This is a genomic window from Cohnella zeiphila, assembly GCF_014212055.1.
In the GTDB taxonomy this organism is placed as follows: domain Bacteria; phylum Bacillota; class Bacilli; order Paenibacillales; family Paenibacillaceae; genus Cohnella; species Cohnella zeiphila.
Window position 1 is genome coordinate 66,856 of sequence record NZ_JACJVO010000020.1, and the last position, 25,215, is coordinate 92,070.

Annotated in this window: 19 protein-coding genes and 1 pseudogene; 18 read left to right on the top strand and 2 right to left on the bottom strand. The window is 62.6% G+C overall.

Annotated elements, in window-relative coordinates:
* Nucleotides 1–62 precede the first annotated feature (62 nt).
* The 4 genes from H7C18_RS16095 (at nucleotide 63) to H7C18_RS16110 (ending at nucleotide 4,773) form a co-directional block, all read left to right on the top strand.
* Nucleotides 63–965, top strand: coding sequence for a carbohydrate ABC transporter permease (locus tag H7C18_RS16095; RefSeq protein WP_185130110.1), 903 nt, complete (start codon nucleotides 63–65; stop codon nucleotides 963–965).
* 91 nt (nucleotides 966–1,056) lie between these two features.
* Nucleotides 1,057–1,878, top strand: a complete 822-nt coding sequence (locus H7C18_RS16100) for a carbohydrate ABC transporter permease (RefSeq protein ID WP_185130111.1) — start codon at nucleotides 1,057–1,059, stop codon at nucleotides 1,876–1,878.
* A 454-nt stretch (nucleotides 1,879–2,332) separates the two neighbouring features.
* Nucleotides 2,333–3,103 (top strand): sugar phosphate isomerase/epimerase family protein, encoded by a 771-nt coding sequence (locus tag H7C18_RS16105; RefSeq protein ID WP_185130112.1) that lies wholly within the window; start codon nucleotides 2,333–2,335, stop codon nucleotides 3,101–3,103.
* Complete coding sequence (locus H7C18_RS16110; RefSeq protein ID WP_185130113.1) at nucleotides 3,100–4,773, top strand: hypothetical protein; 1,674 nt, start codon at nucleotides 3,100–3,102, stop codon at nucleotides 4,771–4,773. The genes H7C18_RS16105 and H7C18_RS16110 overlap by 4 nt, the downstream gene beginning before the upstream one ends.
* Nucleotides 4,774–4,918: 145 nt before the next feature.
* Here the strand turns inward: H7C18_RS16110 and H7C18_RS16115 are convergent, their stop codons facing one another.
* Nucleotides 4,919–5,518 (bottom strand): TetR/AcrR family transcriptional regulator, encoded by a 600-nt coding sequence (locus tag H7C18_RS16115; RefSeq protein ID WP_185130114.1) that lies wholly within the window; start codon nucleotides 5,516–5,518, stop codon nucleotides 4,919–4,921.
* Nucleotides 5,519–5,763: 245 nt separating this feature from the next.
* Here H7C18_RS16115 and H7C18_RS16120 point away from each other — a divergent pair, with 245 nt between their 5' ends.
* Nucleotides 5,764–6,711 (top strand): NADP-dependent oxidoreductase, encoded by a 948-nt coding sequence (locus H7C18_RS16120; RefSeq protein ID WP_202887099.1) that lies wholly within the window; start codon nucleotides 5,764–5,766, stop codon nucleotides 6,709–6,711.
* A gap of 148 nt (nucleotides 6,712–6,859) precedes the next feature.
* On the opposite strand, the gene H7C18_RS16125 is transcribed toward H7C18_RS16120, so the two are convergent.
* Complete coding sequence (locus H7C18_RS16125; RefSeq protein ID WP_337913591.1) at nucleotides 6,860–7,366, bottom strand: GNAT family N-acetyltransferase; 507 nt, start codon at nucleotides 7,364–7,366, stop codon at nucleotides 6,860–6,862.
* Between the two features lie 190 nt (nucleotides 7,367–7,556).
* On the opposite strand from H7C18_RS16125, the gene H7C18_RS16130 reads away from it, so the two are divergent.
* From H7C18_RS16130 to hrpB, 13 genes and pseudogenes are all read left to right on the top strand, one after another.
* Nucleotides 7,557–9,176 carry a response regulator transcription factor gene (locus H7C18_RS16130; RefSeq protein WP_185130116.1) on the top strand — a complete coding sequence of 540 codons (1,620 nt, stop codon included), beginning with the start codon at nucleotides 7,557–7,559 and terminating at the stop codon, nucleotides 9,174–9,176.
* A gap of 68 nt (nucleotides 9,177–9,244) precedes the next feature.
* Complete coding sequence (locus H7C18_RS16135) at nucleotides 9,245–10,942, top strand: sensor histidine kinase (RefSeq protein ID WP_185130231.1); 1,698 nt, start codon at nucleotides 9,245–9,247, stop codon at nucleotides 10,940–10,942.
* Entirely contained in the window at nucleotides 10,923–11,915 is a 993-nt protein-coding gene (locus H7C18_RS16140) for a substrate-binding domain-containing protein (protein WP_185130117.1), read from the top strand. The genes H7C18_RS16135 and H7C18_RS16140 overlap by 20 nt, the downstream gene beginning before the upstream one ends.
* A gap of 356 nt (nucleotides 11,916–12,271) precedes the next feature.
* On the top strand, nucleotides 12,272–13,318 hold the full coding sequence (locus H7C18_RS16145) for a galactose ABC transporter substrate-binding protein (protein ID WP_185130118.1): 1,047 nt from the start codon (nucleotides 12,272–12,274) through the stop codon (nucleotides 13,316–13,318).
* 125 nt (nucleotides 13,319–13,443) lie between these two features.
* Nucleotides 13,444–14,967 carry a sugar ABC transporter ATP-binding protein gene (locus H7C18_RS16150; protein WP_185130119.1) on the top strand — a complete coding sequence of 508 codons (1,524 nt, stop codon included), beginning with the start codon at nucleotides 13,444–13,446 and terminating at the stop codon, nucleotides 14,965–14,967.
* Nucleotides 14,968–14,983: 16 nt separating this feature from the next.
* Nucleotides 14,984–16,000: a galactose/methyl galactoside ABC transporter permease MglC gene (gene mglC / locus H7C18_RS16155; RefSeq protein WP_185130120.1), complete on the top strand. Its 1,017-nt coding sequence runs from the start codon at nucleotides 14,984–14,986 to the stop codon at nucleotides 15,998–16,000.
* A 757-nt stretch (nucleotides 16,001–16,757) separates the two neighbouring features.
* Nucleotides 16,758–17,126 carry a Na-translocating system protein MpsC family protein gene (locus H7C18_RS16160; RefSeq protein ID WP_185130121.1) on the top strand — a complete coding sequence of 123 codons (369 nt, stop codon included), beginning with the start codon at nucleotides 16,758–16,760 and terminating at the stop codon, nucleotides 17,124–17,126.
* A gap of 122 nt (nucleotides 17,127–17,248) precedes the next feature.
* On the top strand, nucleotides 17,249–18,052 hold the full coding sequence (locus tag H7C18_RS16165) for an ABC transporter ATP-binding protein (RefSeq protein WP_185130122.1): 804 nt from the start codon (nucleotides 17,249–17,251) through the stop codon (nucleotides 18,050–18,052).
* A 34-nt stretch (nucleotides 18,053–18,086) separates the two neighbouring features.
* Nucleotides 18,087–18,959: an ABC transporter permease gene (locus H7C18_RS16170; protein ID WP_185130232.1), complete on the top strand. Its 873-nt coding sequence runs from the start codon at nucleotides 18,087–18,089 to the stop codon at nucleotides 18,957–18,959.
* A 52-nt stretch (nucleotides 18,960–19,011) separates the two neighbouring features.
* On the top strand, nucleotides 19,012–20,088 hold the full coding sequence (locus H7C18_RS16175) for an ABC transporter substrate-binding protein (RefSeq protein ID WP_238357734.1): 1,077 nt from the start codon (nucleotides 19,012–19,014) through the stop codon (nucleotides 20,086–20,088).
* A gap of 29 nt (nucleotides 20,089–20,117) precedes the next feature.
* Nucleotides 20,118–20,756 carry a cysteine hydrolase family protein gene (locus H7C18_RS16180; RefSeq protein ID WP_185130123.1) on the top strand — a complete coding sequence of 213 codons (639 nt, stop codon included), beginning with the start codon at nucleotides 20,118–20,120 and terminating at the stop codon, nucleotides 20,754–20,756.
* 25 nt (nucleotides 20,757–20,781) lie between these two features.
* Complete coding sequence (locus tag H7C18_RS16185) at nucleotides 20,782–22,278, top strand: MFS transporter (RefSeq protein ID WP_185130124.1); 1,497 nt, start codon at nucleotides 20,782–20,784, stop codon at nucleotides 22,276–22,278.
* A gap of 345 nt (nucleotides 22,279–22,623) precedes the next feature.
* A pseudogene (hrpB, locus tag H7C18_RS16190) lies at nucleotides 22,624–25,205 on the top strand (ATP-dependent helicase HrpB).
* Nucleotides 25,206–25,215: the final 10 nt, after the last annotated feature.

Genomic DNA, 25,215 nt, shown 5'->3' on the forward strand with positions numbered 1-25,215 from the left:
CCGCCGCGCCTGGCTTCGGCTTCCGGAACAGCGGGGTGATGGAGGCAAGGGAGGCTTCGAGAATGCGGGGGACCGAGCCGCGTTTGCCTTTGTGGAGATCCGTTTACCGGGCCAAGCACGCTTACGCGTTTTTGCTGCCGCTTATCGCGCTGCTCGCGATATTCAGCTATTATCCGATCGTCATGGCGCTCAAGATGTCCTTCTACCAATGGAAGGGCGGCAACGAGGCCATCTTCAACGGGCTGGACAACTTCCGGGAGCTGTTCTCCGATCCGACCTTTTACCGCTCGCTCGGGAACGTCTTCCGGTTTATTCTGTTCGACTGCACCGTCGGCGTGCTGATGCCGCTGCTGGTCGCCGAGCTGCTGTTCCATCTTCGCAGCGCCAGGCTGCAGTATGCGTTCCGCACGATGTTCGTGGCGACGATCACGGTGCCGTCGGTCGTGGTCATTCTGATCTGGGTGTTCCTGTACAACCCGGTCGTCGGCGGCATGAACGCGGTCGTCTCCGTGCTGGGCATCGGCCCGCAGCTTTGGCTGGGAGGGACGTCCACCGCGCTGGGGTCCGTCATCCTGTCCGGGTTCCCGTTCATCAACCCGATTTATCTGCTGATCATCTTCGCGGGACTTCAGGCGATTCCGGGGTCCCTGATCGAAGCTTCCGTGCTGGAGGGCTGCGGCCGTTGGCGGAGATTCCTCTCGATCGACCTGCCTCTCGTCTCGGGCCAGCTCAAGCTGGTGTTCATTCTGTCCGTGCTGCACGCGATGCAGTCGTTCTACAAGCCTCTGATCATGACCGGCGGAGGCCCCGGCGACGCGACGCTCGTTCCCGGCCTGTACATGTTTCAATCGGGATTTTCAAGGAACGATTTCGGCTACGCCTCGACGATCGGATTCGTCATGCTGATCGCGATGCTGGCCATTACTTTCGCGACCAACAAGCTGGTCCGGTCCGAGAACGATTAGCGGTAGCGGGGACCTGTCAACCGATTCATCAGCCTTCGGCTGACCATAACGGTTGCGGCTGACGATAACGGTTACGGAGAGGAGGTCTGAAATGAGAAATCAAAGGGCGGTTTCCGCCGTCGCGGCCGTGCTTTTGTCTTTGTTCGTGTTCTTTAGCTTTTTTCCGGTATTGATCATGCTGCTGACTTCCGTCAAATCCCGGCTGGAGATCAGCCTCGGCATCTTCCGCCTGCCGACGGACATCCGTTGGGACAACTACGGCCGAGCGTTTCGCAAGGTCATCCCTTATACGGGGAATTCGCTGCTGATCGCCGTCGCGGTCGTGGTCGGCGTGCTGATCGTCTCGTCGCTGGCGGCCTATTCGCTTGCCAGGTACCGTTTTCCCGGACGGGAGCCGATCTATTATTCGATTATCGCCTTGATGATGGTGCCGACCGTGCTCGTGCTGATTCCGATGTTCAAAATGGTGGCGGCGCTGCATCTGCTGAACAGCTACTGGGTCGTCATTCTGCCTCAGGTTGCCGGAGGCTGCGTGATGGCGGTGTTTTTGCTGCGCAGCTTTTTCGCCGGGCTGCCCGAAGAGCTGTTCGAGAGCTTCCGGATCGACGGGGCGCGGGAAGGAACCGTTCTCCGCAGCCTGGTGCTGCCGCTGTCCAAGCCGATTCTGGGCACGGTCGCGGTGCTGAACTTCAACACCTCCTGGAACGACTATATCTGGCCGATGGTGACGATCAACAAGGAATCGCTCAAGCCGATCGTAACCGGGATCATGTCGTTCACGAACGACTACTCCAGCGACTACGGGCCGATGATGGCGGCTTACGTGCTCGCTTCGCTTCCGCTCATGCTGGTGATCGGCTTCTCGATGAGGTACTTCGTCGACGGCCTGACCTCCGGGGCGGTGAAGGCATAAAGCGGACCGGACCGGTCGACAAGGGACAGGGCTAGCGGACCGCCCGGCTCCGCGGCCTGCGGGCAACGGACCGAGAGCGGTCCGCTTGTCGCGTCGGCGGCAAGTGGGGCGGATACGGAGCGCTTCCGTCTCGCTCGCTAACGAAACCATACGTTCTTATTGGGCGAAAAAGAGGGCGGTTTGCGTTTTAACGAAACGTAGGAGACTTATTTGCTCGTTTTGTCCGGTTAACGGCCATCCGGCGCCTCGATAAGCTCTCCTCGTTTCGTTAGATTTCGCCAGCCTTTGATTTGAACGGAATAGCGTCTCTGAAATTCGTTAGCGTTACCGCCTGCTCCCCTGCGGCCGTCAGGGGCGAGTCGAATGCTGGAAGCGTCTTCTGAAATCCGGAAGGAGTCGGCCCCGATATGCAGAAAAGAGTAAAGGAAGACGAGACACGGGGAGGAGCTGGACGATGAACGGAACGACGATCGGTTGGTGCGCGCGGATTGAAGAAGCGCCGCGGGTAGCGGAGCTCGGCTTCGACTTTATCGAATGCCCGGTGACCGCGCTGCGGCTCGAAGAGAAGGACGGACTCGGGGAGCGCATCCGGGCGTACAAGGCAAGCCCGGTGCCGGTTCGGGCGGTCAACGTGTTTTTCCCGGGCGATATGAAGCTGACGGGACCGGATACGAGCGCCGCGCGGATTCGCGCCTATGTCGAAGTCGCGGCGGATGCGTTAAGCGAGATCGGCGTCCGAACGGCCGTCATCGGAAGCGGGGGCGCCCGCTCGGTGCCGGACGGATGGGACCCGGAGCGTGCAAAGGAGCAGCTGCTTGACGCCTTGGCGATGATGGGCGGCGTCTTCCGCGGCAGCGGCGTGACGCTGGCGATCGAACCGCTGAACCGCCGCGAATCCAACATCATCAACCGCGTGGCCGAAGCGGCGGCTTACGCCCAGGCTGTCGGCTCCGAATCGGTTCGGATTCTGGCCGATCTCTATCATATGGATTTAGAAGGGGAGAAGCCGGAAGAGGTGGCCGGGCAAGCAGGCTGGCTGGCCCACGTTCACTTGGCCGCCGAGGGACGGGTCGCGCCGGGCACGGCTCCTTCCCGGTGCCGGGAGCTGTTCGCCGCCTTGAGGCGGGCGGGCTATGAGGGAGCGTATTCCGTCGAGTGCAACGCTCCTCTGACGGAAGAGAGCCTGCCTTATCTTCGCGCGGCATGGGAGGAAGCGAGACCATGAGTTCGACTGGAAGAAGGGCTGCATTTCGCCCCAAACTCGGCATCCAAGGTCCGGCCGTTTCCTGGCAGGACCCCTGGGCCGGAGAAGAGCGAGCGGCGTGCTGGATGCGGACGGGCACCGGCAGCCTGCTGGCCCCGCAGGATCCGACGCCGGAACCGGTCGCGTTCCTTCGGGCGATGCGAGAGCTGGGCGCGGAATTTTATGTACATCATGCCATGCCGGACCTGGCGGGCCAATCCGAATTCGTTCGCGACGCGGCGCTTTGCGGCATGGAGATTTGCCTGGGAAACGAATACGGCAACATCAACGGTCCTTATACGGAAGGCACGAACCGGTGGGATATTCCCGACGAGGCGGTGCTGGAAGCCGCCCGCAGCGGTCTGTTGACCGGCCTGCTCTACGACGAGCCGGAGCACCTGCAGATCAACGCCGGGCAGTATCGCAAAGACGGCTTCTATCCTCACTGGGGAGCGACCGACGGTCTCTCCCTTGCCGAAGCCGGCCGGAAGGTGGCGGAAGCGGTCGCGGAGCGCGCCGCCCGTATTCGCCGTCTGCTTGAACGGGAGGGACTTGACCCGGATGCCGTTCCGTTGATCTCGGAGCAAGTGTTCCCTGTCATGTTTCACCTGTTCGCGCGGAGCGGCATGATTCCCTGTCCGAAAATCATGAAAGAGTCGTTCCAGCCGCTGCAGCTGTCCGCTGCTCTAGGCGCCGCCAAGCAATACGGCAGGCAGATGTGGATTTGCGCCGATCTGTGGGGGCCGGATACAGGAGCGTGGTTCACGCGCGCGCCCGGCTTCCCGGGGCATTCGCCGGCCGAATTCGCGTCCGCGCTCCGGCTGGGCTACTTCATGGGGCCGGACCGGCTGTTCGCCGAAAATGTGGACGCGCTGCTTCATTACGGGAACGGAACAACGTTCCGCCGAACGGAATTCGGCGACGTGTGGGACGAGTTCGCGCGCGAGTTCGTTCCGTCGCATCCGCTTCGCTGGAGCCACGGGGATGCGGAGTGCGACATCGCGATCATTCATGCCGACGACGGCAATTACGGGCAGAACGAGAGATTGCTCGGCAACCGTACGCTGCCGGCGCCGGAGACGACGCAGAGCGTGTTCCAAGTCTGGCATCTCCTCAGCCGCGGAACGATCCCGCCGCACGGAAGCTGCATGCACATTCCGGGCTACGATTTCCCGCGCCATCGGCTGAAGGCGGACGTGCCCGCGGCTTCCTTCCCGCTGGAGCGGGGGAGCTCGGCTCACGTCGCGGAGGGAGTGCATCCGCTGTTCTATCCGTCCCGCAGCACGCTGACGTTCGACGAGACGGTGAGCGAAGGCCGGCTGGGCCGCCCCGGCCTGATCGTCGTCGCCGGCTCGCGAATTTCCGAAGAGACGCTGGCTATGGTACGGGATCGGGCGGAGCGGGGGGCGACGGTCGTCATCGCGGACTGGCTCGTTCCCCGGCGCTGGGCGGACAGCGAGCCGGTCGGCTCCGGGCGCTGGCTTACAACGGAGCATTTTCTGGAAGACGACCGGGTGCGCGAGACGCTGGAGCCGTTCCTCCCCGCCGCCGACTGCTGGACGCAGCGCTTCGGCGAAGCGGAGCTGAGAATCTACCCGAAAGATTCGCGCGGCTTCGAGCTTGAATTCGAAGTCTGCGAGCCGAATCGCTGAGTTAGCAGGCTCAAAGAGGAACCTGCGTTACCTCGAAGACAGGCCGGCCACGCCCTGGTGCGTGAGCCGGCCTTTTTTCGTATGGCCTGGCGGGATAGCGGCACGCCGTGCCGCAAAAGCGCCCGCCGCAGCCCCTCCGCTGCATTCAATCCCGGAAAGGATCGGCCGCGAACCGGCCGGCTCCTTCCGTCAGTACGGCATGCACGCGGCCGGTCATCTCTTCCACGCTGACGCCCTCGTAGCTTTTGCTCCACTGCGCCGCGGCTCCGAAGATCGACCAGCTCGTCATGAGCGCCATCGTGTCGACGTCGACTTGCCGGTCGTCCCGGGTCGCGCGAAGCCGGCCAAGCCAGCGCCGCAGCAGATGGAAAAGCTCGTCTCGAACCGACTGCTCGAACAGCGGATCGACGGCGGCGACCGGACTGCAGCGGCCGTAAAGCGACCGGACGTGCTCCAGCACCGTACGGATCAGTACGCGCAGATGCTCGGGCTCCCAACCGGCATCCGGCGGCAGCTCCCTCTCCAGCAGGCGGCGGAACTTGCCGCGGATGGACTGCTCCAGCAGCGCGAATTTGTCCGGATAGTGCGCGTAGAACGTCCCCCGGTGCACATCCGCCCGGTCGGTAATGTCCCGGATCGTCATCGCGGTAAAGCCTTTTTCCCGCATCAGCTCAACGAACGATTGCTCAAGCAGCCGCCGCGAGCGCCTGCTTCGTCTGTCCGCATTGTTCTCGACGTCCTTCATGGCGTGCTCCTCTCCTCGCTCGTCGACTGCCCGTTCAACCTGTGCTTCTTCGGCGTCCTTTATGGCGCGCTCCTTCCTCGACCGAACCCTGCATAGCGGTCCGTCGTATTCATCCTCCGACAAATCGTCCGATTTGTCGGGTAACCGACCCAAGGGCCGCATTGTCCGTTGTTCCCGGTATCCGGTTTTTCTACTATTGTAAGGAACGATGGCCGCCAATACAACGAACAGGGAGAGAGAACGATATGACCATGGAAATCCCCCAAACGATGAAAGCGATCCGATACCACGTTCGAGGAGGACCGGAGGTGCTGCGCTTGGAAGAGGTGGCCGTACCGAAGCCCGGCGCAGGCGAAGTCATCGTCCGCGTTCATGCGGTCGGCGTCAACCCGGGCGACTGGCAGATTCGCTCCGGCCTTGCAGGAGATGCGTTCAAGCTCCCGTACATCCCCGGCTGGGACGTAGCGGGCGTCGTGGTCGGCGCAGGGGAAGATGGGGCAGGCTGGCGCCCGGGCGACGACGTTTTCGGGATGACCACCGACAGCGGGGCCTGCGCGGAGTACGTCGCGGTTCCGGCCGGGCAGCTGGCGCGGAAGCCCGAATCGGTCGATTTTGTCCGCGCGGCGGCTTTGCCCCAGTCCGGCTTCGCGGCGTGGCATGCGCTGTTCATGCAAGGGGAACTGAAAGCCGGCCAGACCGTTCTGATCAACGGCGCAGCCGGAGGCGTCGGTCACCTGGCGGTGCAATTGGCCAAATGGAAGGGAGCCCGAGTCATCGGAACGGCCTCAGCCCGCAACGAGCCGTTCGTTCGCGAGCGGGGCGCGGACGAGTTCGTAGACTATGCGGAAGAACTGTCGGAGAAGCTCAAGCAGTCCGCGGACCTGGTCCTCGATACGGTCGGCGGAGGCCGGGGGGATTGGCTGCTGGACGTTCTGAAGCCGGGGGGCCGACTGGTGCCGGTCGCCTGGGGACGGTACTCGCCCGACAAGGCGGCCCGTGCGTCAGTGGCCGTACAGGAGGTGCAATACCCGCCGATCGGGACCGCCGGATTGGCGGAGCTGGCCCGATTGGCGGACGAAGGACGACTGGTGCCGGCGATCGATTCCATCTTCCCGTTGGAGGAAACGGTCCGTGCGCATGAAAAAAGCGAAAGCCGCCGGGCGCGCGGCAAAATCGTCATCCGCGTGACGTAAGGCCGGCCGATCGCTTCGCGAACGCCAATTCTGCATACCGATCGGCCGCTCCGCGACCGCCAATTCGGTATATCGATCGACCGCTCCGCGACCGCCGCTTCGGCGAGGAGCGGGGCGATCGGCTGGCAGTCCAAACCCGGGAGCGGCCTTAGTCCGTCGCGATTTCCTTTTCCATCACGTAATCGTCCATGACAAAACCGTTCCCGATATCCGCCACCTGAGTCCGCACGGTTCGAAATCCTTTCTTCTCGTAAACGGCGATCGCCGCATCGTTATGCCGATTGACCGTCAGCCAGATCGCGCTCAGCTTACGGGATTTACACGCCTCAACCAGAAATTCCATCGCGCGGCTGGCGTACCCTTTTCCCCGATGCTCCTGCCGCATATAAAACTTGCTCAAAAACAGCTTCCCGGCTTCCGGTTTGATTCCCAAATAACCGACATTCACGCCGCCGGCACGCATCACATAATACTCGTACCCCTGATTCCCGATTTGATCCGCAAGGGCCTCGGCGGACTGAAACTTGGCGACCATATAGTCGATTTGCTGCTGCGAGATGATGCGCACGAAGTATTCGTTCCAAATCTCCGAAGCCAGCCGGGCCAGGCCCGCGATCTCTTCCTCCGTCTCCACCCGATGGAAAGCCAAATCCACAAGCTCGTCCTCCTTGCCAAAAGTCAACGTCCCTCTCTCCATCATAAAGCTCTTCGCATCATCCTTCCAGCAGATGGGGAGACGACCCGAACCGGATTGAAGGTTTTGAGCGCGCCGGGCCTTTGAATTCAGGCAAGAAGGTTTTAGCAGAGCTGGAGTAGAATTGAAGGGGCGAGGAGAGTGAGAGGGCATGTACAGACTGATTCTGGCCGACGACGAAGCCGATGTGCGCGAAGGCGTGCTGCAGGAGATCGATTGGGAAAATAACGGCTTCGAAGTGGCGGACCGCGCCGAGAACGGGCGCGAGGCGCTGGAGATGGCGGAACGGTGTCTTCCCGACGTGCTCGTGACCGACATCCGCATGCCGTTCATGGACGGACTGGAGCTGGCGGAGCGGGTGCGCGGGCTGCGGCCGGACACGAAGATCATCATTCTGACCGGGTACGACGAGTTCGAATACGCCCGCCAGGCGATCAGGCTGCAGATCGCGGAGTTCGTGCTGAAGCCGTTTTCCAAGGAGGAGCTGCTGCAGGCGCTGCGCAAAGTGAAGGCGGAGCTCGACCGGGAGCGGGCGCTGCGCGAGGACATGGACAGCTTGAAGGAGCATTACCGGCGCAGTCTGCCGCTGCTGCGGGAGCTTTTCCTCGGCTCGCTCGCCACGCGCAGCCTGAGCGAAAGGGAGATCGGCGAAAAGCTGGCCGCCTACGATCTGAAGCTTCCCGCGGACGGCCGCCACCTGGCCGCGGCCGCGAGGCTCGACCTGCCGGCGGACGCCGGGGACGTCGAGCTGCACCGCTTCGCGGTGCGCAACATCGCCGAGGAGATCGCGGAGCGCCGCCGGGCGGGGCTCGTGTTCCAGCACGACGGCCATGTCGTGCTGCTGTCTTCCTCCGGCGAGGCGGGGCCGGACTGGCCGGCGGGCTTCTATGCCGCGCTTGAGGAGATCCGCCAAAGCGTGGAGAAGTATTTGAAGCTGACGGTGACGATCGGCGTCAGCGGGGAGGCGGACGGATTGCGGAACGTTCGCTATTCCTACGAGGAGGCGGCCGCCGCGCTCGACTACCGGCTTTTGCTCGGCAGCAACCGGCTCATCCCGATCGGCGACGTCGAAGCGCGCGAGGCCGCTCCGCTTCGCTACGACGAGCAGCAGGAGCAGGCGCTCATCCGCTGCCTGAAGTTCGGCACGGAGGAAGAGATGACGGAGACGGTGGAGAAGCATTTTGCGGCCGTGCGAAGCCTTGGTCCGGACGCTGCGCTGCAGAGCGTGCAGCTGTTCCTGCTGCAGATCGCCGCCACGCTGATGCGGGCGGCACAGGATACGGGCAAGGACCTCGGCGGCTTGTTCGGAGGAGGGAACCCCCAGCTTCTCGGCGAGCTCTCCCGTATCCGCGATCTCGATGAAGCGCAGGCGTGGGTCGTCCGCATCGCCCGGAGCGTGATGAGCCGGATCGCCGCCGACCGCCAAACCGCGTACAACAGACTGGTGGAGCAGGCGAAGGAATATACGAAAGCCCATTTTGCCGACAGCGGCTTGTCGATCGCCGAAGTGTGCGCCCGCCTGCACATCAGCGCGGGGTATTTCAGCAGCATTTTCAAAAAGGAAACGAAGCTCACCTACGTTCAATATTTGCAGCAGCTGCGGATGGACACGGCCAAGGAGCTGCTCGCGCAGACGGACCTCAAGGCGTTCGAGATCGCGGAGAAGGTCGGCTACGCCGATCCGAACTACTTCAGCTTCAGCTTCAAAAAGCAAGTCGGCCTCTCCCCCAAGGAGTACCGGGCCGGCCTTCGAAAGGAAGAGACGAAGTGATCGGCTTCCGCTTCCGGCGCTATCGGTTCAAGAGCATCCAGTTCCTCATCGCCGTCTCCTTCGCCGCGATGACGACGGCCGTCGTGCTGACGGTCAGCTACGTGCTTTACGACAAGTTCACGCGCACCGCCGAGCGGAACACGTTCCGCGGCAACGAGCAGATCATCTACCAGGTGACCAAAAACCTCGAATATTACATCCGCAGCATGACGATTTTTTTCGGCGAAGTGGAGAACACGTTCCGCCAGGACGACGATCCGACCGGCAGCCGGCTGACGGATCGGCTCGGCACGATCTTCAACACGCGCGAGGATCTCGTGACGATCGCCCTGTTCGACCAAAGCGGCCGTGAATTGACAGCGCTCCCATCCGTGCCGATGCGCTCCAACACCCAGTTGACGACGCAGAGCTGGTTCCGTTCGGCGGTGGAGAATCCGAACCACCTCAGCTTCTCGATCCCCCACGTGCAGAACCTTTTCAAAGGGCAGTACAAATGGGTCGTGTCGATGAGCAAAGGAGTCAAGCTGACGGTGAACGGGCGGGAGACGGACGCGGTGCTGCTGGTCGACGTCAACTTCAAGATGATCGACGACCTGACGAGCAGCGTCAAGCTCGGCCAGAAGGGATACGCCTATATCATTGACGACTCTGCGGGCAACATCATTTACCATCCGCAGCAGCAGCTCATCTACGCAGGCATCAAGTACGAGAACGTCGAGCAGGCGCTCAAATATACGTACGGCAGCTATTTCGACGATTCGACCGGCACGCAGCGGCTCATTACGATCCAGACGGTGCAGAACGTCGGCTGGAAAATCGTCGGCGTCTCGTACATGGACGAGATCGGGGCGACCAAGCGGGACATCGGCGGCTTCCTCGTCTGGCTGCTCGCCCTGGCGCTGCTGTTCGTGCTGGCGATCACGCTCTACATGTCGGCCAAAATCTCGCAGCCGATCAAGCGGCTGGAGAAGTCGATGCAGCTCGTCGAGCGGGGCAACTTCCACATCGCCATTCCGATCCGCCGGGACGACGAGGTGGGGCGGCTGTCGCGCCGGTTCAACCTGATGATGGGCCGGATCCGCGAGCTGATGGACCAGATCATCTCCCAGCAGGAATCGAAGCGCCGCTCCGAGCTCGAAGTGCTGCAGTCGCAGATTCATCCCCATTTTCTGTACAATACGCTCAATTCCGTCGTTCGGCTGGCCGGCACAGGCAAGAACGAGGAAGTGATCACGATGATTACGTCGCTGTCGAAGTTTTTCCGGATCAGCCTGTCCAAGGGCAAGCAGATCATTCCACTCGATGACGAGCTGGAGCATATCCGCAACTATCTCATCATTCAAAAAATCCGCTATAAGAACAAATTCGAATTCGAGCTGTCCGCGTCCGAAGAGACGAAAGGGCTGCTGGCGCCGAAGCTGATTCTGCAGCCGATCGTGGAAAATGCGATCTATCACGGCATCGAGCCTTCCGTCGACGAAGGCCGGATCGCGATCCGGGCGGACGTGCGCGAAGGGAAGCTGCGGCTGGCGGTGGAGGACAACGGCGTCGGCATGAGTCCCGAACGGGCCGCCGGACTGCTGGCGGAATTGCCCGGAAGCGAAGGGGCCGGCATCGGTCTGCGCAACGTGCACGAGCGCATTCGCCTGAACTTCGGGGAGGCGTACGGGCTGGGAATCGAGAGCGAGCGGGAGGAAGGCACCGTCGTGACGGTCTGGCTTCCTGTCCGGAGGGAGGGGGATTCCGATGATGCGGCTGAGGCGTAACGCGATGCGGCTCGGTCTTGCGGCATGGGCCGCGGCGCTGATGCTGACCGCCTGCTCCCGCCAGGTGGAGCTGCAGCCGGCGCCGGACGAGCGCAAGCAGGTGGTCCTGCTGGCCAAAAGCAAAAACGGCGACTACTGGAACACGATCAAGATGGGGGCGGAGGCGGCGGCCAAAGAGTTCGGCGTCCAGCTGACATTCGACGGGGCGGATGAAGAAGACGACGTCGCCAGACAGCAGGAGCTCGTTCGCCAGTACGTCGCCTACGGGGCGGACGCGATCGTTCTCGCGGCGAGCGATTACGGCAAGCTGGCGGAGGACGTCGATAACGCCGTGCGCAAAGGAGTTCCCGTCGTTGCCGTCGACTCCGAGGTGGCGTCGAACCGGATCAGCAGCTTCATCGGCATCGACAATTACAAAGCCGGACGGGAGGCGGCCGACAAGCTGAAGGAACTGGCCGGGTCCAAAGGCCGGTTCGTCATTCTCGGCTCCTCGCCGGACGATCGGAACGACGAGCAGCGGAAGAAGGGGATCGTCGACGAATGGTCGGCGGCTCCCGGGATGTCGGTGGCGAGGACGCTATATTGCGGACCCTCGGTCTCCGCCTGCGAGAGCCAGGTCCGTTCGGTCGTCGAAGACCGGGCGCCGGCGCCGGTCGACGGCATCCTGGCGCTCAACGCAGCCGCTTCCGTCGGCGCGGCCGAGGCGCTGCGGCAGACCGGAACGGACGGGCGGATCAAGCTCGTTGCCTTCGAGAATTCGCTCGAGGAGCTGGAATGGCTGCAGGAGGGCGTCATCCAGGCGACGCTCATTCAGAATCCGTTCACCATGGGCTACCTGAGCGTGAAGACGGCGCTGGCCGCCGCGGCGCATCAGAAGGTCGACCGGCGAATCGATACCGAGACGCGGGTCATCGACTCCGAGAGCATGTTCTGGTCCGACAACCAGAAGATGCTGTTCCCGTTCGTGCAGTAGAGGAGGCTTGCCGATGGAGGAGTACGGTGTAATTGCTACGCTAACGCTAACGAACTTGAGCGACGCTATTTCGGCAAAATCAAGCAATGGCAAAATGTAACGAAACGAGCAGACCTTATGGAGCTTGCAATCGTCGTTTTCCGGTCGGGTCGGGGCCCATAAGGTTTCTTGGATTCGTTAGAACGCGATATTCCGACTTTTGAGTCTCATAAGAGCTTACAGTTTCATTAGAGCGGCCTTGTTCACCTGAGGATTTTCCTAGAAAGTGATGAGGATATTGAATTCGCTTTCGCCGGGCGATCCGACATAATCAAAGCGGAACGGAGCAAACCCCATAAACCGAGGAGGGCCATGTAATGAGAAAGACAAAGAAATGGATCCCGGCGCTGATGGCCGGAGCCCTGGCGGTGACCGCCTTGTCCGCCTGCGGCAAGTCGGACGACAAGAGCGAGAGCGGCGGCTCCGGCGGCGGCGAGAAGACGATCGGCGTCGCCATCTACAAGTTCGACGACACGTTCATGACCGGCGTGCGGAACGCGATCAGCGACGCGGCCGGCGGCAAGGCCAAGGTCGACATCGTCGACAGCCAGAACTCGCAGCCTACGCAGAACGACAAAGTGGACTTGTTCGTCTCCAAGAAATACGACGCCATGGCGATCAACGCGGTCGACCGCACGGCGGCCGGCGTCATCATCGATAAGGCGAAGGCGGCGAACATCCCGGTCGTGTTCCTGAACCGCGAGCCGCTCGCCGACGACATGAAGAAGTGGGACAAAGTGTACTACGTCGGCGCCAAAGCGGAGCAGTCCGGCACGATGGAGGGCGAGCTGCTCGCCGATTACTGGAAAGCGCACCCCGAGATGGACACGAACAAAGACGGCGTCATGCAGTACGTCATGCTGAAAGGCGAGCCGGGCCACCAGGACGCCGAGCTGCGCACGAAGTTCTCGGTCCAGGCGATCGAGGACGCCGGCATCAAGGTCGAGAAAGTCGCCGAAGACACGGCCATGTGGGATCGGGCCAAGGCGCAGGATAAGATGGCGACATTCCTGTCGGCTCACGGCGACAAGATCGAAGCCGTCATCGCCAACAACGACGACATGGCGCTCGGCGCGATCGAAGCTCTGAAGGCGGCTGGCTACTTCAAGGACAACAAGTTCATGCCGGTCGTCGGCGTCGATGCCACCGCCCCGGCGCTGCAGGCGCTGTCCGACGGCACGCTGCTCGGCACCGTCCTGAACGACGCGAAGAACCAGGGCGGGGCGACGCTCAGCCTGGCGCTTGCGCTGGCGAACGGAGAGACGCCCTCCAAGGAGAACACCGGCTATGACATAACCGACGGAAAGTATGTCTGGATTCCGTACAAGAAAATCACGAAGGACAATATGGACGACGCCAAGTAAAAGAAGGGCCGGGGCGAGCGGCGGCGCGCTTACGACGCTTCGCTCCGGTTTTTCCCGCAAAGCACCTGAGCAAGCTTCGAAGTCAAGCCTCGCTTTGTGGGGTTATCAGGCAGGAGGAACGAGAGATGGCGGAACCTGGCGCATTGCTGGAGATGATCGGCATCTCCAAAGCTTTTCCCGGCGTCAAGGCGCTGGAGAACGTCAGCCTGAAGGTGCGGGCGGGGACGGTTCACGCGCTCATGGGCGAGAACGGCGCCGGCAAGTCGACGCTGATGAAATGCCTGTTCGGCCTCTATTCGCCGGACGAAGGCGAGATCCGCATGAACGGCGAGACCGTAAGCATCCCGAATTCGCAAGCCGCGCTGGCGAGCGGGATCTCGATGATTCACCAGGAGCTTCATCCGATTCCCCGGCGCAGCGTCATGGAGAACATCTGGCTGGGGCGCTTTCCGCTCCGCAGCGTCCGGCTGGGCAAGTTCAGGGCGCTCAGCTTGGTCGACCACAAGAAGATGTACGGCGACACGAAGAGGCTGTTCGAAGAGCTGGGCATGGACATCAAACCGAACACGATCGTCGGCACGATGTCGGTGTCGAAGATCCAGTCGGTCGAGATCGCCAAAGCGGTCTCCTTCAACGCCAAAGTAATCGTGATGGACGAACCGACGTCGTCGCTGACCGGCAACGAAGTGGAGCATCTGTTCCGCATCATCGGGGATTTGAAGCGAAGAGGCGTGGCGATTATTTACATCTCGCACAAAATGGAAGAAATTCTCCGCATCTCCGACGACGTCACCATCATGCGCGACGGACGGAAGATTGGCACCTGGCCGGCGGAGGAGCTGACGACGGATCTCATCATCTCGCGGATGGTCGGGCGGGATCTCACCTCGCGTTTTCCCGAACGCGAGAACGTTCCCGGCGATGTGCTGCTGCGGGTGGACGGCCTGACATCGCCGAATCCGCGGTCGTTCCGGGACGTCTCTTTCGAGCTTCGCAAAGGTGAAATTCTCGGTGTCGGCGGCCTTGTCGGCGCGCAGCGGACGGAGCTGATCGAAGCGCTGTTCGGGCTCCGTGCCGTTTCGTCCGGACAGATCTCCCTCCATGGAAAACCCGTGCGGATCCGCCGTCCGGTGGATGCCATTCGACATAAGATCGCGCTGCTTACGGAAGAGCGGCGGGCGACCGGTATTTTTCCCGTGCTGTCGGTGCTCGAGAATACCGTTATCGCCAGCCAGCGGCAGTACGAGAAGTACGGCTGGCTGAACGACCGGAAGCGCCGCGAAGCGTCGGAGCGGAGCGTAGAGCGGCTGCGAGTCAAGACGCCGTCCGTGAAGCAGGCGATGATGAACCTGTCCGGCGGCAACCAGCAGAAGGTGCTGCTCGCCCGCTGGCTGCTCACCGATCCCGACATTCTGCTGCTCGACGAGCCGACCCGCGGCATCGACGTCGGCGCCAAGTACGAGATTTACACGATCATCGCCGACCTGGCCCGGCAGGGCAAAAGCATCGTCATGATCTCGTCCGAGATGCCCGAGCTGCTCGGCATGTCCGACCGCATTCTCGTCATGCGCGAAGGCCGCCTCACCGGCATCGTGGAGGGCCCGTCGGCGACGGAAGAAGAAATCATGCGGCTCGCCGCGCAATCCTAGAAGGGAGAGCTGCACCATGAAGCTCGGCTTACGAGACGCCGGCCAGTTTGTGACCCAATACGCGATTTATATCGTTCTCGTCGTTCTGATCGTCTGCATCTCGGTGTACGATCCCAGCTTCTTGTCCGTTCAGACGCTGCACGACATTCTGCTGCAGAACGCCACGCGTGCGATCATCGCCCTCGGCGCCGCTTTCGTGCTGATTACAGGCGGCGTCGATCTGTCCGCAGGCCGCGTCGTCGGCCTGACCGCGGTCATCTCCGCCTCCATGCTGCAAATTCCCGAGTATGCGCGGCGCTTTTATCCGGACCTTCCGCAAATCTGGGTGGGCATCCCGATCCTTCTGGCGATCCTCGCAGGCTTGATCGTCGGCCTAGTGAACGGCCTGATCGTCTCCAAGCTGAGAGTGCCGCCGTTCATCGCCACGCTCGGCACGATGGTTGCCGTCTACGGCGCGAACTCCTTGTACTTCGACATGAAGCCGAACCAGTCCCAGCCGATCGGCGGGCTGCGCTCCGACTTCACGACGCTGGGCAGCGGCTACATCGGGAACGGCGGACCGTATTCCGTGCCTTATCTGGTCCTCATCGCCATCGCCATCGCCGCGCTCGTCTGGGTTATCTTCAACAAGACCCGCCTCGGCAAAAACATGTACGCGATCGGCGGCAACGTCCAGGCCGCGCACGTCTCCGGCATCAACGTCGGCCGCAACCTGTTCTGGATCTACGGCATCGCCGGCTCCCTCTACGGGCTGGCCGGTCTGCTGGAAGCCGCCAAGACGGGCGGCGCCTCCAACAACTACGGCAACATGTACGAGCTCGACGCGATCGCCGCCTGCGTCGTCGGCGGCGTCTCCACGTCCGGCGGCATCGGCACCGTTCCCGGCGTCATGGCCGGCGTGCTCATCTTCGGCGTCATCAACTACGGCCTCACCTTTATCGGCGTCAGCCCTTACTGGCAGCTCATCATCAAAGGCCTCATCATCGTCGCCGCCGTTTCCTTCGACATTCGCAAGTATTTGGCGAGAAGATGACGGCCCGTCCACCGGCCCGGCTGCCCAGGGAATGAACGGAGGCTGGAAGCGGATCGTTCCATGCAGATGCTCTGAAACTGCCAAAGTCGGGTAATGGTAATGCCGCTTGAACATCGTCCACATGCCGATCGAACAATGGCCGAACGCCGATTGGATATCGACCGAAGGCTGACGTTCGATCGGTAGGAGCGTTTGCTCTTCCCGCCTCTAACGAAACCAAGCGTTCTTATTAGACTCTCAAGAGGTCATTTTGGATTTTAACGAAACGGAGCGATCGTATTTGCTCCCGCTGGTCGGGAAAAAGACAAATTTACGCTCGATAAGGTTTGTACGTTTCGTTACGTTCGGCAGCCCCTCGTTTTGGTCGAGATAGCGTAATGACGTTTCGTTAGAATGCGGCTCCGGTTCGCGACTGATGCCGAATCAACCTTCGTGCCCGATGCTGAGCCAACATCTTCGAACGCAGCAGCCGCATCGCCGCTTTCCTTGTTCTCCCGCGCGGACGCATCTCCCCCCGATCTCACTCGCCTCCTGGCAATATATTCCTTTTTTCTCCACCCTTCACAAATCTCGTAGAAGAGGAGTGGGAGATTAAGAAAAACGGACCGAGATCCCGTGAAATGTATGTAATAAAATATAACACGATACTATTGACTATATAAAAAAGCTCATCTATAATAGCGATAAGATAAGTTTTTGTTATATTTAATCTCTCAATATGTAATGTAATATTACATTTACGAGAGGAGGCAAAGATTTGAGCTTGGCGGCAGGCCAATTGAAGCAGAGCATTCTCAAGCTGTACAACGAGATCAACATGGAGATGTTCAACGCCGGTGTCAGCCGTCAGAGGGTCGACTTTGTCGGGAACAAGATTCTGATTCTATCGATCAACCATCGGGTGCCGGTGTTGAAGCTGCTGGACGGGAAGGACCGCGAATCTACCAAACGGCTGGACTCGCTGTTATCCGAGCATTTCAAGTCCGAGCTCAAGAAGGCGTTCGAGCGGGAGTTCCAAATGCATATCGTCGCGACTCTGAAGGATTACGATATCGTGACCGAATATTCCGGCACGATTATCATCCTGGATCGGGACGTGGAGAGTTACCTGAACGATGCGTTGTAGCTCCGCAAGGAGAGCCGGCCAATCGTCAGTTCCTGGGAAGCTTTTAGGACACTTGTGTGTCTTCTCTTCCCGAGAGCTGGCGATTTTTTGTTTCTCTACTTTTACCAAGGAGGAATCGGAAGATGGGAGAAGCGGCGATACCCAAGATCGAGATCAGCGGGGTCAGCAAAATTTTTCGCAAGAACGGGGTGGACATTACCGCGATGCAGGAGACGAGCCTGTCCGTCGAGGAAGGCCGGTTCGTCAGCATTATCGGCCCCAGCGGCTGCGGCAAATCGACGCTCTTCAACATCATTGCCGGCCTCGTGCCGCCGTCCACCGGACAGGTGCTCTCGGGCGGAACGAATATCGTCGGCAAAACCGGCCATGTCGGCTACATGCTCCAGAAGGATATGCTGCTGCCTTGGCGGACCATTCTCGACAACATCGTGCTCGGGATGGAAATTCGCGGCGTCCCCCGGAAGCAGGCGGTCGACCGGGCGCTGCCGCTGATGGAGCGGTACGGGCTCAAAGGGTTCGACAAGCACTATCCGAAGGAACTGTCCGGCGGCATGAGGCAGCGCGCCGCCCTGCTGAGGACGCTGCTGTACGACCGGGATATCATCCTGCTGGACGAGCCGTTCGGCGCGCTGGACGCTCAGACGCGCATCACGATGCAGAACTGGCTGCTGCAGCTGTGGAGCGACTTCGGCAAGACGGTGCTGTTCGTCACCCACGACATCGACGAGGCGATCTACCTGTCCGACGACATCTACGTGTTCACCGCGCGGCCGGGAAGGATCAAGACGAAGGTCACGGTCCACATGGAGCGTCCGCGCAAGCAGGAGGATCTGACCTCCCCCGCTTTCATGGAGCTGAAGAACCATCTGCTCGATCTGCTGGCCGTCGAACAGCAGTCGGCCCAAGCGGCGGAGCGGATATCTTGAACAATAACGATAGAGGAGAGGATCCGACGTGAAAATGGAAAGCGACGCTACGATTCTGCAATCGGCCGTCATCGAGACGCTGCGCCACAAGAAGGAGACGCAGACGAGCGAGAAGCCCGTGATCCAGGACGAGGAGCTTCGGGAACGCAAGAGCCGCCGCGTCGTCCTGCTCGGCCGGGTGCTCATCGCCGTGCTCGTGTTGGCCGGATGGGAGCTTTTGACGAGAATCGGCTGGCTGGATTCGTACTATTGGAGCAGCCCGCTCACGATCGCGAAGACCGGATGGGATCAAATCACGCAGCAACATTTGTTGTCCGACATGCTGTACACGTCCGGCTCCACCATTATCGGCTTCGTGGCGGGGACAGCCATCGGCGCCGCGCTCGGCTTGTCGTTCTGGTGGTCCAGGCATTACGCGCTGATCAGCGAGCCGTTCCTGATCGTGCTGAACGCCATGCCGAAGCTCGCGCTGGCGCCCATCATCGTCATCCTGCTCGGCATCGGCTTCTTCTCCAAAGTGGCGCTCGCGTTCGCCCTTACCGTCGTCGTGGCGGCGCTCTCGGCTTACAGCGGCGTCAAGAGCGTCGATCCCGACATGGAGAAGCTGATGTACTCGCTCGGGGCCAAGCGGCGCCAAGTGTTCACGAAGGTCGTCGTGCCGTGGTCGATGCCGTGGATCATCAGCAGCCTGCGCATCAATATCGCGCTTGCGCTGGCCGGGGCGATCGTCGGCGAGTTCATCGCGTCGAGCAAGGGAGTCGGCCGAATGATCATGTACGCGGGAACCATTCTCGACATCGATCTCGTCTGGGTGGGCGTCGCGGCGCTCTCCATCCTTTCGATTTTCATGTACTGGGGGGTCGTCGAGCTGGAGAAATGGTTATCCAAAGGCCTCGTCAAGCAGTAGCTTCAAAACCAAAACAGAGACGGCCCCGCGCCGGAAAAGGGAGAGAAATTCAATGCTGCGTAATCGTACCTGGATGGCCGCTCTTCTCTGCATCTGCCTAGTTGTCCTTGCCGCCTGCGGCGCCAAGAACGCCAATAACGAAAGTCCGGCCGCAAGCGCCGGCAGCGCTTCGGCGTCCGCTTCCGGGAGCGCCCCGGCGGCGGACGGGCCGCTCAAAAATCTCGTCATCGCCGAGCCGCTTCATTCGATCGGCTACCTGCCGCTCTACATTGCCCAAAGAGACGGTTATTTCAAGAAATACGGACTGAACGTGAAGGTCATCACGGCAGCCGGCGGCACTCACGTCACGGCGGTCGTCAGCGGCGACGCCTGGGGCGTGATCGGCGGGCCGGAGTCCAACGCGATGGCCAACCGGAAGAACGACGATCCGATCATCTCCGTCGTCAACGTCGTCAATCGGGCCAACGTGTATTTGATGGCCAAGAAAGGGACCGGCCCGAAAAGCGACTCGCCGGAAGATTTGAAGGCGTTCCTTCAAGGCAAGAAACTGATCGTCGGCCGCCACGGCGGCACGCCCAATCTGCTCAGCCGGTATTTGCTCATCCAGCTCGGGCTCGATCCCGACAAAGACACTCAGCTTCTGGAGCCTGCCGACAGCGCCGCGGTCGTCGCCATGATGCAATCCGGCGCGGGCGAGATCGCGAACGGCGCGGAGCCGCAGGTAAGCGACGGCATTTCCAAGGGGGTATGGGACGAGCCGTTCTACAAGTTCCATTCGCTCGGCGACTACGCCTACTCCGTGCTCAGCGTCAAGAAGTCGTCGATCGAGAAAGACCCGGATACCGTCCAGAAGTTCGTGGATGCGATATTGGAGGTGCTGAAAAAGGTTCAGGAAGATCATGAGTACGCAACCGCGCAGGCCAAGCTGGAATTCCCGACGATGACGGACGAGGCGCTGAAAGCGTCGATGGATCGCGCTTACGCGGACGAGCTGTGGAGCCCGGACGGACAAATCTCCGAACAGGCGCTCAAGAACGACATGGACGTCATGCAGACGACGAAAATTTTCACCGATCCTTACACGTACGATGGGCTGGTCGACATGCAATTCGTCAACCACGCGAAATAATCCCAACCTAATCCCAAGAGGTGACGACGATGAAACTCGTAAAAGAAAACCTGGAACCTTCGAAAACCGCCATTATCGTAGTGGACGTCCAAAACGACTTCTGCCATCCGGAAGGCGCCTGCGCGCGCAGGGGCAACGACGTCGGCGCCGTGAAAGAGATGATGCCCAATCTGCATCGGCTGCTGGCGTATGCCAGAACCCGCGGCGTGCCGGTCATCTTCATTCAGACGTTCCACGAGAAGGCGACCGACTCCGCCGCTTGGACGGGCCGCTCCGACGGCAAGTCGAGCGAGGTCTGCCGGACCGGCACCTGGGGCGCGGACTTCTACGAGGTGGCTCCGCTTCCGGACGAAATCATCGTCAACAAGCACCGCTACAGCGCCTTTATCAACACCCGGCTGGACACGGTGCTCCGCACCCTTCGAATCGAGACGCTCGTCATGACCGGCGTCAGCACGAACGTATGCGTGGAGTCGACCGCGCGCCACGGCTACATGCTCGATTATAATATCGTGTTCCTCTCCGACAGCTGCGCCGCGTTCACGCAGGCGGCCCACGACATGGCGTTGGAGAACATCGACAAGTTTTTCGGCGCGGTGACGGATACCGGCCGGCTGATCGAGACGTGGGAAGCGATGGCCGACGAGCGCGTGACGACCGCCGGCTGAGGCCGGCGGCGCTAAAGGTCATATCGTGCGAACGCAATCGACGGCGGCCGTCCAATACGTCATCTGCCTGGGGGCGTTTCTGTCCAATCTGTCGGCGGGCCTGTTCAACATCGCGCTGGTCGACATCGCCGCCGACTACGGCCGCTCCGTCCCGGCTACGCAATGGGTGGTGACGGCTTACCTGCTGACCGTCTCCGTCTGCCTGCCGCTCATGGGCGCGATCGGCGATTGGAAAGGCAAGCGCAACGTGCATAACCTCGGCTTTTTCGTCTTCATGCTGGGCGGTCTCTGCTGCGCCCTGTCGCCCAGTCTGCCCGTCCTGATCGGCTTCCGGGTGCTGCAAGGCGTCGGAGCGTCGATTTATCAGGCGAACAACATGGCGCTGGTCGTGTCGCTTTTTCCGCCCGAGAAGCGGGGGAAGGCGCTTGGAACGGTCAGCACGTTCGTCGCCGCCGGGGCGCTGATCGGGCCGAGCCTGGGCGGCGCGATCCTGCAGGCGTTCAGCTGGCGCTTCAACTTCTGGCTGCTCGCCGCCGTCGCTTTCGTCGCGTGGCTGCTGGCCCGGCGGCTGATTCCGAAGGATGCGCCGGCTGCCCGAGCGGCTCCGGATTGGATGGGGGCCGCCTTGTTCGCCGCCGCCCTTGCCGGGCTCGTCGCCGGCTTGAATCTGGGCGCTTCCGACGGCTGGAGTTCGCCTGCCGTTTGGCTGCTGCTCGCCGTCTTCGCGCTCTTCGCCGCTCTGTTCGCCGGGAGAAGCCTATCCGTCCGGCCGGGGCAGACCGGCCGATCGCCTTTTATCCCGCTGTCCTTGTTCCGCCATCCCTCCATCGCCTTCGGCATTCTGCTGACGATCGCGACGTACGCGGCCGCCTTCTCCACGCAGACCGTGCTGCCGGTCTTTTTACGCAGTGTCATGGGCCTGGAACCGGCGGTCGCCGGGCTGATCGTCATGGCGTATCCGGCCGCTTTGATCATCTCCGCTCCTCTCAGCGGAAGCAGCTCCGACCGGTACGGTTCCGCGCGCGTGCTGCTGCTCGGGCTCGGCTGTATGGTTGCGGCGCTCGCCGCGCTCGGCTTCCTGCCTTCCGGCGCCGGCCTCGTCTTCGTGATCGCGTCCGTCGTACTGCTCGGCACCGCCATGGGCATGATCACGTCGCCGAACAACAGCCTCGTGATGAGCTTCGCTCCCAGGCAAAGCCTCGGCACGATGAGCAGCATGATCGCGCTCTGCCGCAATCTGGGCATGATGTTCGGAGCGGCGGTCGGCGGCATGATGATGGCGACGCCGGCCGGAGGCCTCTCCGACGCCGCGGGCGTGACCGGGCAGCTAACTCGCGGCCTCCGCGGCGGGTATTGGGGGATGTCTGCGGTCGTGCTGGCGTTTTTGCTGGCGTACGTCGCAATGTCGCGTGCCGGAGCGAAGCGGGGAGGTGCGGCGCCCGCGGCCGGAAGCGCGAGGACGCCGGGTGTTCGGGGCTCGTCGTCCCAACCGGCGAACGGGCCTGTGCCATTGGAAAAGTAGTCGCTGCTCGCAGCCGTCTGCCGGCCAACCTTCTAACGAACCTGAGCGGCGCTATTGGGACAAAATCGGAGGTTGGCGAAACGTAACGAATCGAGGAGGCCTTATCGGGCCTCCTTTGCTGCTTTTCATACCTTATTTGAGGTGATAAGCTCGCTACGATTCGTTAGAACGGATAACCTTCTCTTTTTTGCCCGATAAGAGCAGGCAGATTCGTTAGTGCCCGGCCCGAACCGAACATGTCGCACTGGATGCAGAAACCGACTTCCTCCATATGCAGGTGCATCGCAGCGCCTCCGTCGGTATAATGGGGAGCGTACAAGAGAACGAGGGGGGGGCGGAGCGCGGATGAAGGGGCCGGCCATGCCGATCGATCAGGTACTGCCCGCGCTGAAGGAAGCGCTGCGCGAGCGGAAGCAGGCCGTGCTCGTGGCGGCGCCCGGGGCCGGGAAAACGACCCGGGTGCCTTTGGCGCTGCTGGACGAGATTTGGCTGCAAGGCAAAAAAATCATCATGCTGGAGCCGAGGCGGCTGGCGGCTCGGAACGCCGCCCGGTTCATGGCGTCTTCCATAGGCGAAAAAGTGGGAGAGACGGTCGGTTACCGCGTTCGGATGGATACGAAGGTCGGGCCCCGGACGCGAATCGAGGTAGTGACCGAAGGCGTGCTGACGCGCATGCTGCAGGCCGATCCGTCGCTGGAGGAGGCCGGACTCGTCCTCTTCGACGAGTACCATGAGCGGAGCCTGCAGGCCGATCTCGGCCTCGCGCTTTGCCTGCAGGCGCGATCGCTGTTCCGCGAGGAGCTGCGCCTCGCGGTCATGTCGGCGACGCTGGAGGCGGAGCCGGTAGCGGAGCTGCTCGGGGGAGCGCCCGTCATCGCGAGCGAAGGGAGAATGTTCCCGGTCGAGACGCGGTATGCGGCTCGGAAGGTCGATGGGCCGGTCGAGCCGGCGGTCGCCTCGGCCGTGCTGGAAGCGCTGGCCGAGCATGGCGAGGGCGACGTGCTTGTTTTCCTGCCCGGCGCGCCGGAGATCCGCCGGGCGGAAGCTCGTCTGCGGACGGCGCTGGCGGGCCGGCCGGTGGACGTGGCGCCGCTGCACGGCAGCTTGCCGCAGGAGGCGCAGGACCGCGCGCTGGCGCCGAGTTCGCCGGGGCGGCGCAAGGTCGTGCTGTCCACGGCGGTGGCGGAGTCCAGCTTGACCGTGGAAGGGGTGCGCATCGTCGTGGACGGCGGGCTCATGCGGGTGCCGCGCTTCTCGCCGCGCACGGGCATGTCGCGGCTGGCGACGGTGCCCGTCTCGCTGCCGTCCGCCGATCAGCGGCGCGGCCGGGCGGGGCGGGTGGCTCCGGGCGTCTGCTACCGGCTGTGGACCGAAGAAGAGCACCGTATGCTCGCGCCGACCGGCACGCCCGAGATCCGCGAAGCGGACCTGGCGCCGCTGGCGCTCGAGCTCGCCGTCTGGGGCGTCGGCGATCCCTTCGAGCTGGCGTGGCTCGATCCGCCGCCGCAAGCGGCGTACGCCCAGGCGCGCGCATGGCCGAGCTCGGCGCTCATCCCCGCCTCGCCCACATGATGCTGCGCGCCGCGCCTCTCGGCCTCGGCGCGCTTGCCTGCTCGCTCGCCGCGCTGCTCGGCGAGCGGGACCTGCTGCGCGGAGACGCCTCGCGCAGCGCGGACATCGCGCTCCGCGTCGAAGCGCTCCGCGGCGGCGGCGCGCCCGTCGACGAGCGCGTGCGCGATCGGCTGCGCGCCGAGGCGGCGCAGCTTCTCCGCGCGCTGGACGCCGCCGAGCCCGGCGGCAGCGCCGCGCAGCAACCGTCGCCCGAAGCGACGCTGCCCGACGGCAGCGCCGCGCAGCAACCGTCGCTCGCGAACGCCGGCGCGACGGAGAGCTCCCGACGGCCCAAGCCGTCGGAAGCAGCCGCTGCGCCGCGCCGCGAGCGCGGGCCGGACGCTCCCGCGCCGTCCGGCGCCTGCGGCGTGCTGCTCGGCTTCGCCTACCCCGACCGCATCGGCCGCCGCCGCGGGCCTGGCCGCTACACGCTAAGCGTCGGCCGGGGCGCCAGCCTGCCCGAAGGGCAGCCTCTCGCCCAAGCCGAATTCGTCGTCGTCGCCGAGCTCGACGACCAGGGGCAGGAAGGCCGCATTCAGCTCGCGGCGGCCTTGGACGAAGCCGATCTGGTCAAGCATTTCGCCGACCGGATTACGGAGGAAGAGAACGTGCGCTGGGATCCGGAAGCCGAGGCGGTCCGCGCCCGCAGCGTTCGCCGTTTGGGGGCCGTAGCGCTCGGCGAGCGTCCGCTGGCAAAGCCGAATCCCGAACGGGTTGCCGCGGCATTGCTGCAAGGCATTCGCTCGCTCGGGCTGGACGCTCTGCCGTGGAGCCGTTCCGCTCTTCAGTTGAAGGAACGCGTCCGTTTTCTCGCCCGCCACGGCGGCGATTGGCCGGACTGGTCCGACGAGGCGCTGGCCGCGACGATGGAGGATTGGCTGGCGCCGCACCTCGAAGGCATGAAGAGCCGCGGCGACCTGCAGCGGCTTCACCTGGCGAACGCGCTCGAAGCCGCGCTTACTTGGGAGCAGCGACGCGCGCTGGACCGCGACGCGCCGACCCACGTCGTCGTGCCGAGCGGCTCTCGCATTCCGGTCGACTATGCCGACCCCGATGCCCCGGCGCTGTTCGTGCGCCTGCAGGAAATGTTCGGCCTGCCGGACACGCCGCGCATCGGAGGAGGCCGGGTGCCTCTGACGATCCATCTGCTGTCCCCGGCCCAAAGGCCGGTTCAAGTCACCCGCGATCTGGCCAGCTTCTGGCGCGGCGCCTACTTCGAAGTGCGCAAAGACTTGAAGGGGCGATACCCGAAGCACTTCTGGCCCGACGATCCGCTGCAAGCTCCGGCCACCCGCCGCGTTCGCCCGCCTTCGTAGGCGGCCGCGC

What these genes read in the sequence shown, in the direction of transcription:
- H7C18_RS16095 (WP_185130110.1), top strand. Translation starts at nt 63, where the DNA reads ATGCGGGGGACCGAGCCGCGTTTGCCTTTGTGGAGATCCGTTTACCGG.
- H7C18_RS16100 (WP_185130111.1), top strand. Translation starts at nt 1,057, where the DNA reads ATGAGAAATCAAAGGGCGGTTTCCGCCGTCGCGGCCGTGCTTTTGTCT.
- H7C18_RS16105 (WP_185130112.1), top strand. Translation starts at nt 2,333, where the DNA reads ATGAACGGAACGACGATCGGTTGGTGCGCGCGGATTGAAGAAGCGCCG.
- H7C18_RS16110 (WP_185130113.1), top strand. Translation starts at nt 3,100, where the DNA reads ATGAGTTCGACTGGAAGAAGGGCTGCATTTCGCCCCAAACTCGGCATC.
- H7C18_RS16115 (WP_185130114.1), bottom strand. Translation starts at nt 5,518, where the DNA reads ATGAAGGACGTCGAGAACAATGCGGACAGACGAAGCAGGCGCTCGCGG.
- H7C18_RS16120 (WP_202887099.1), top strand. Translation starts at nt 5,764, where the DNA reads ATGACCATGGAAATCCCCCAAACGATGAAAGCGATCCGATACCACGTT.
- H7C18_RS16130 (WP_185130116.1), top strand. Translation starts at nt 7,557, where the DNA reads ATGTACAGACTGATTCTGGCCGACGACGAAGCCGATGTGCGCGAAGGC.
- H7C18_RS16135 (WP_185130231.1), top strand. Translation starts at nt 9,245, where the DNA reads ATGACGACGGCCGTCGTGCTGACGGTCAGCTACGTGCTTTACGACAAG.
- H7C18_RS16140 (WP_185130117.1), top strand. Translation starts at nt 10,923, where the DNA reads ATGATGCGGCTGAGGCGTAACGCGATGCGGCTCGGTCTTGCGGCATGG.
- H7C18_RS16145 (WP_185130118.1), top strand. Translation starts at nt 12,272, where the DNA reads ATGAGAAAGACAAAGAAATGGATCCCGGCGCTGATGGCCGGAGCCCTG.
- H7C18_RS16150 (WP_185130119.1), top strand. Translation starts at nt 13,444, where the DNA reads ATGGCGGAACCTGGCGCATTGCTGGAGATGATCGGCATCTCCAAAGCT.
- mglC (WP_185130120.1), top strand. Translation starts at nt 14,984, where the DNA reads ATGAAGCTCGGCTTACGAGACGCCGGCCAGTTTGTGACCCAATACGCG.
- H7C18_RS16165 (WP_185130122.1), top strand. Translation starts at nt 17,249, where the DNA reads ATGGGAGAAGCGGCGATACCCAAGATCGAGATCAGCGGGGTCAGCAAA.
- H7C18_RS16170 (WP_185130232.1), top strand. Translation starts at nt 18,087, where the DNA reads ATGGAAAGCGACGCTACGATTCTGCAATCGGCCGTCATCGAGACGCTG.
- H7C18_RS16175 (WP_238357734.1), top strand. Translation starts at nt 19,012, where the DNA reads ATGCTGCGTAATCGTACCTGGATGGCCGCTCTTCTCTGCATCTGCCTA.
- H7C18_RS16180 (WP_185130123.1), top strand. Translation starts at nt 20,118, where the DNA reads ATGAAACTCGTAAAAGAAAACCTGGAACCTTCGAAAACCGCCATTATC.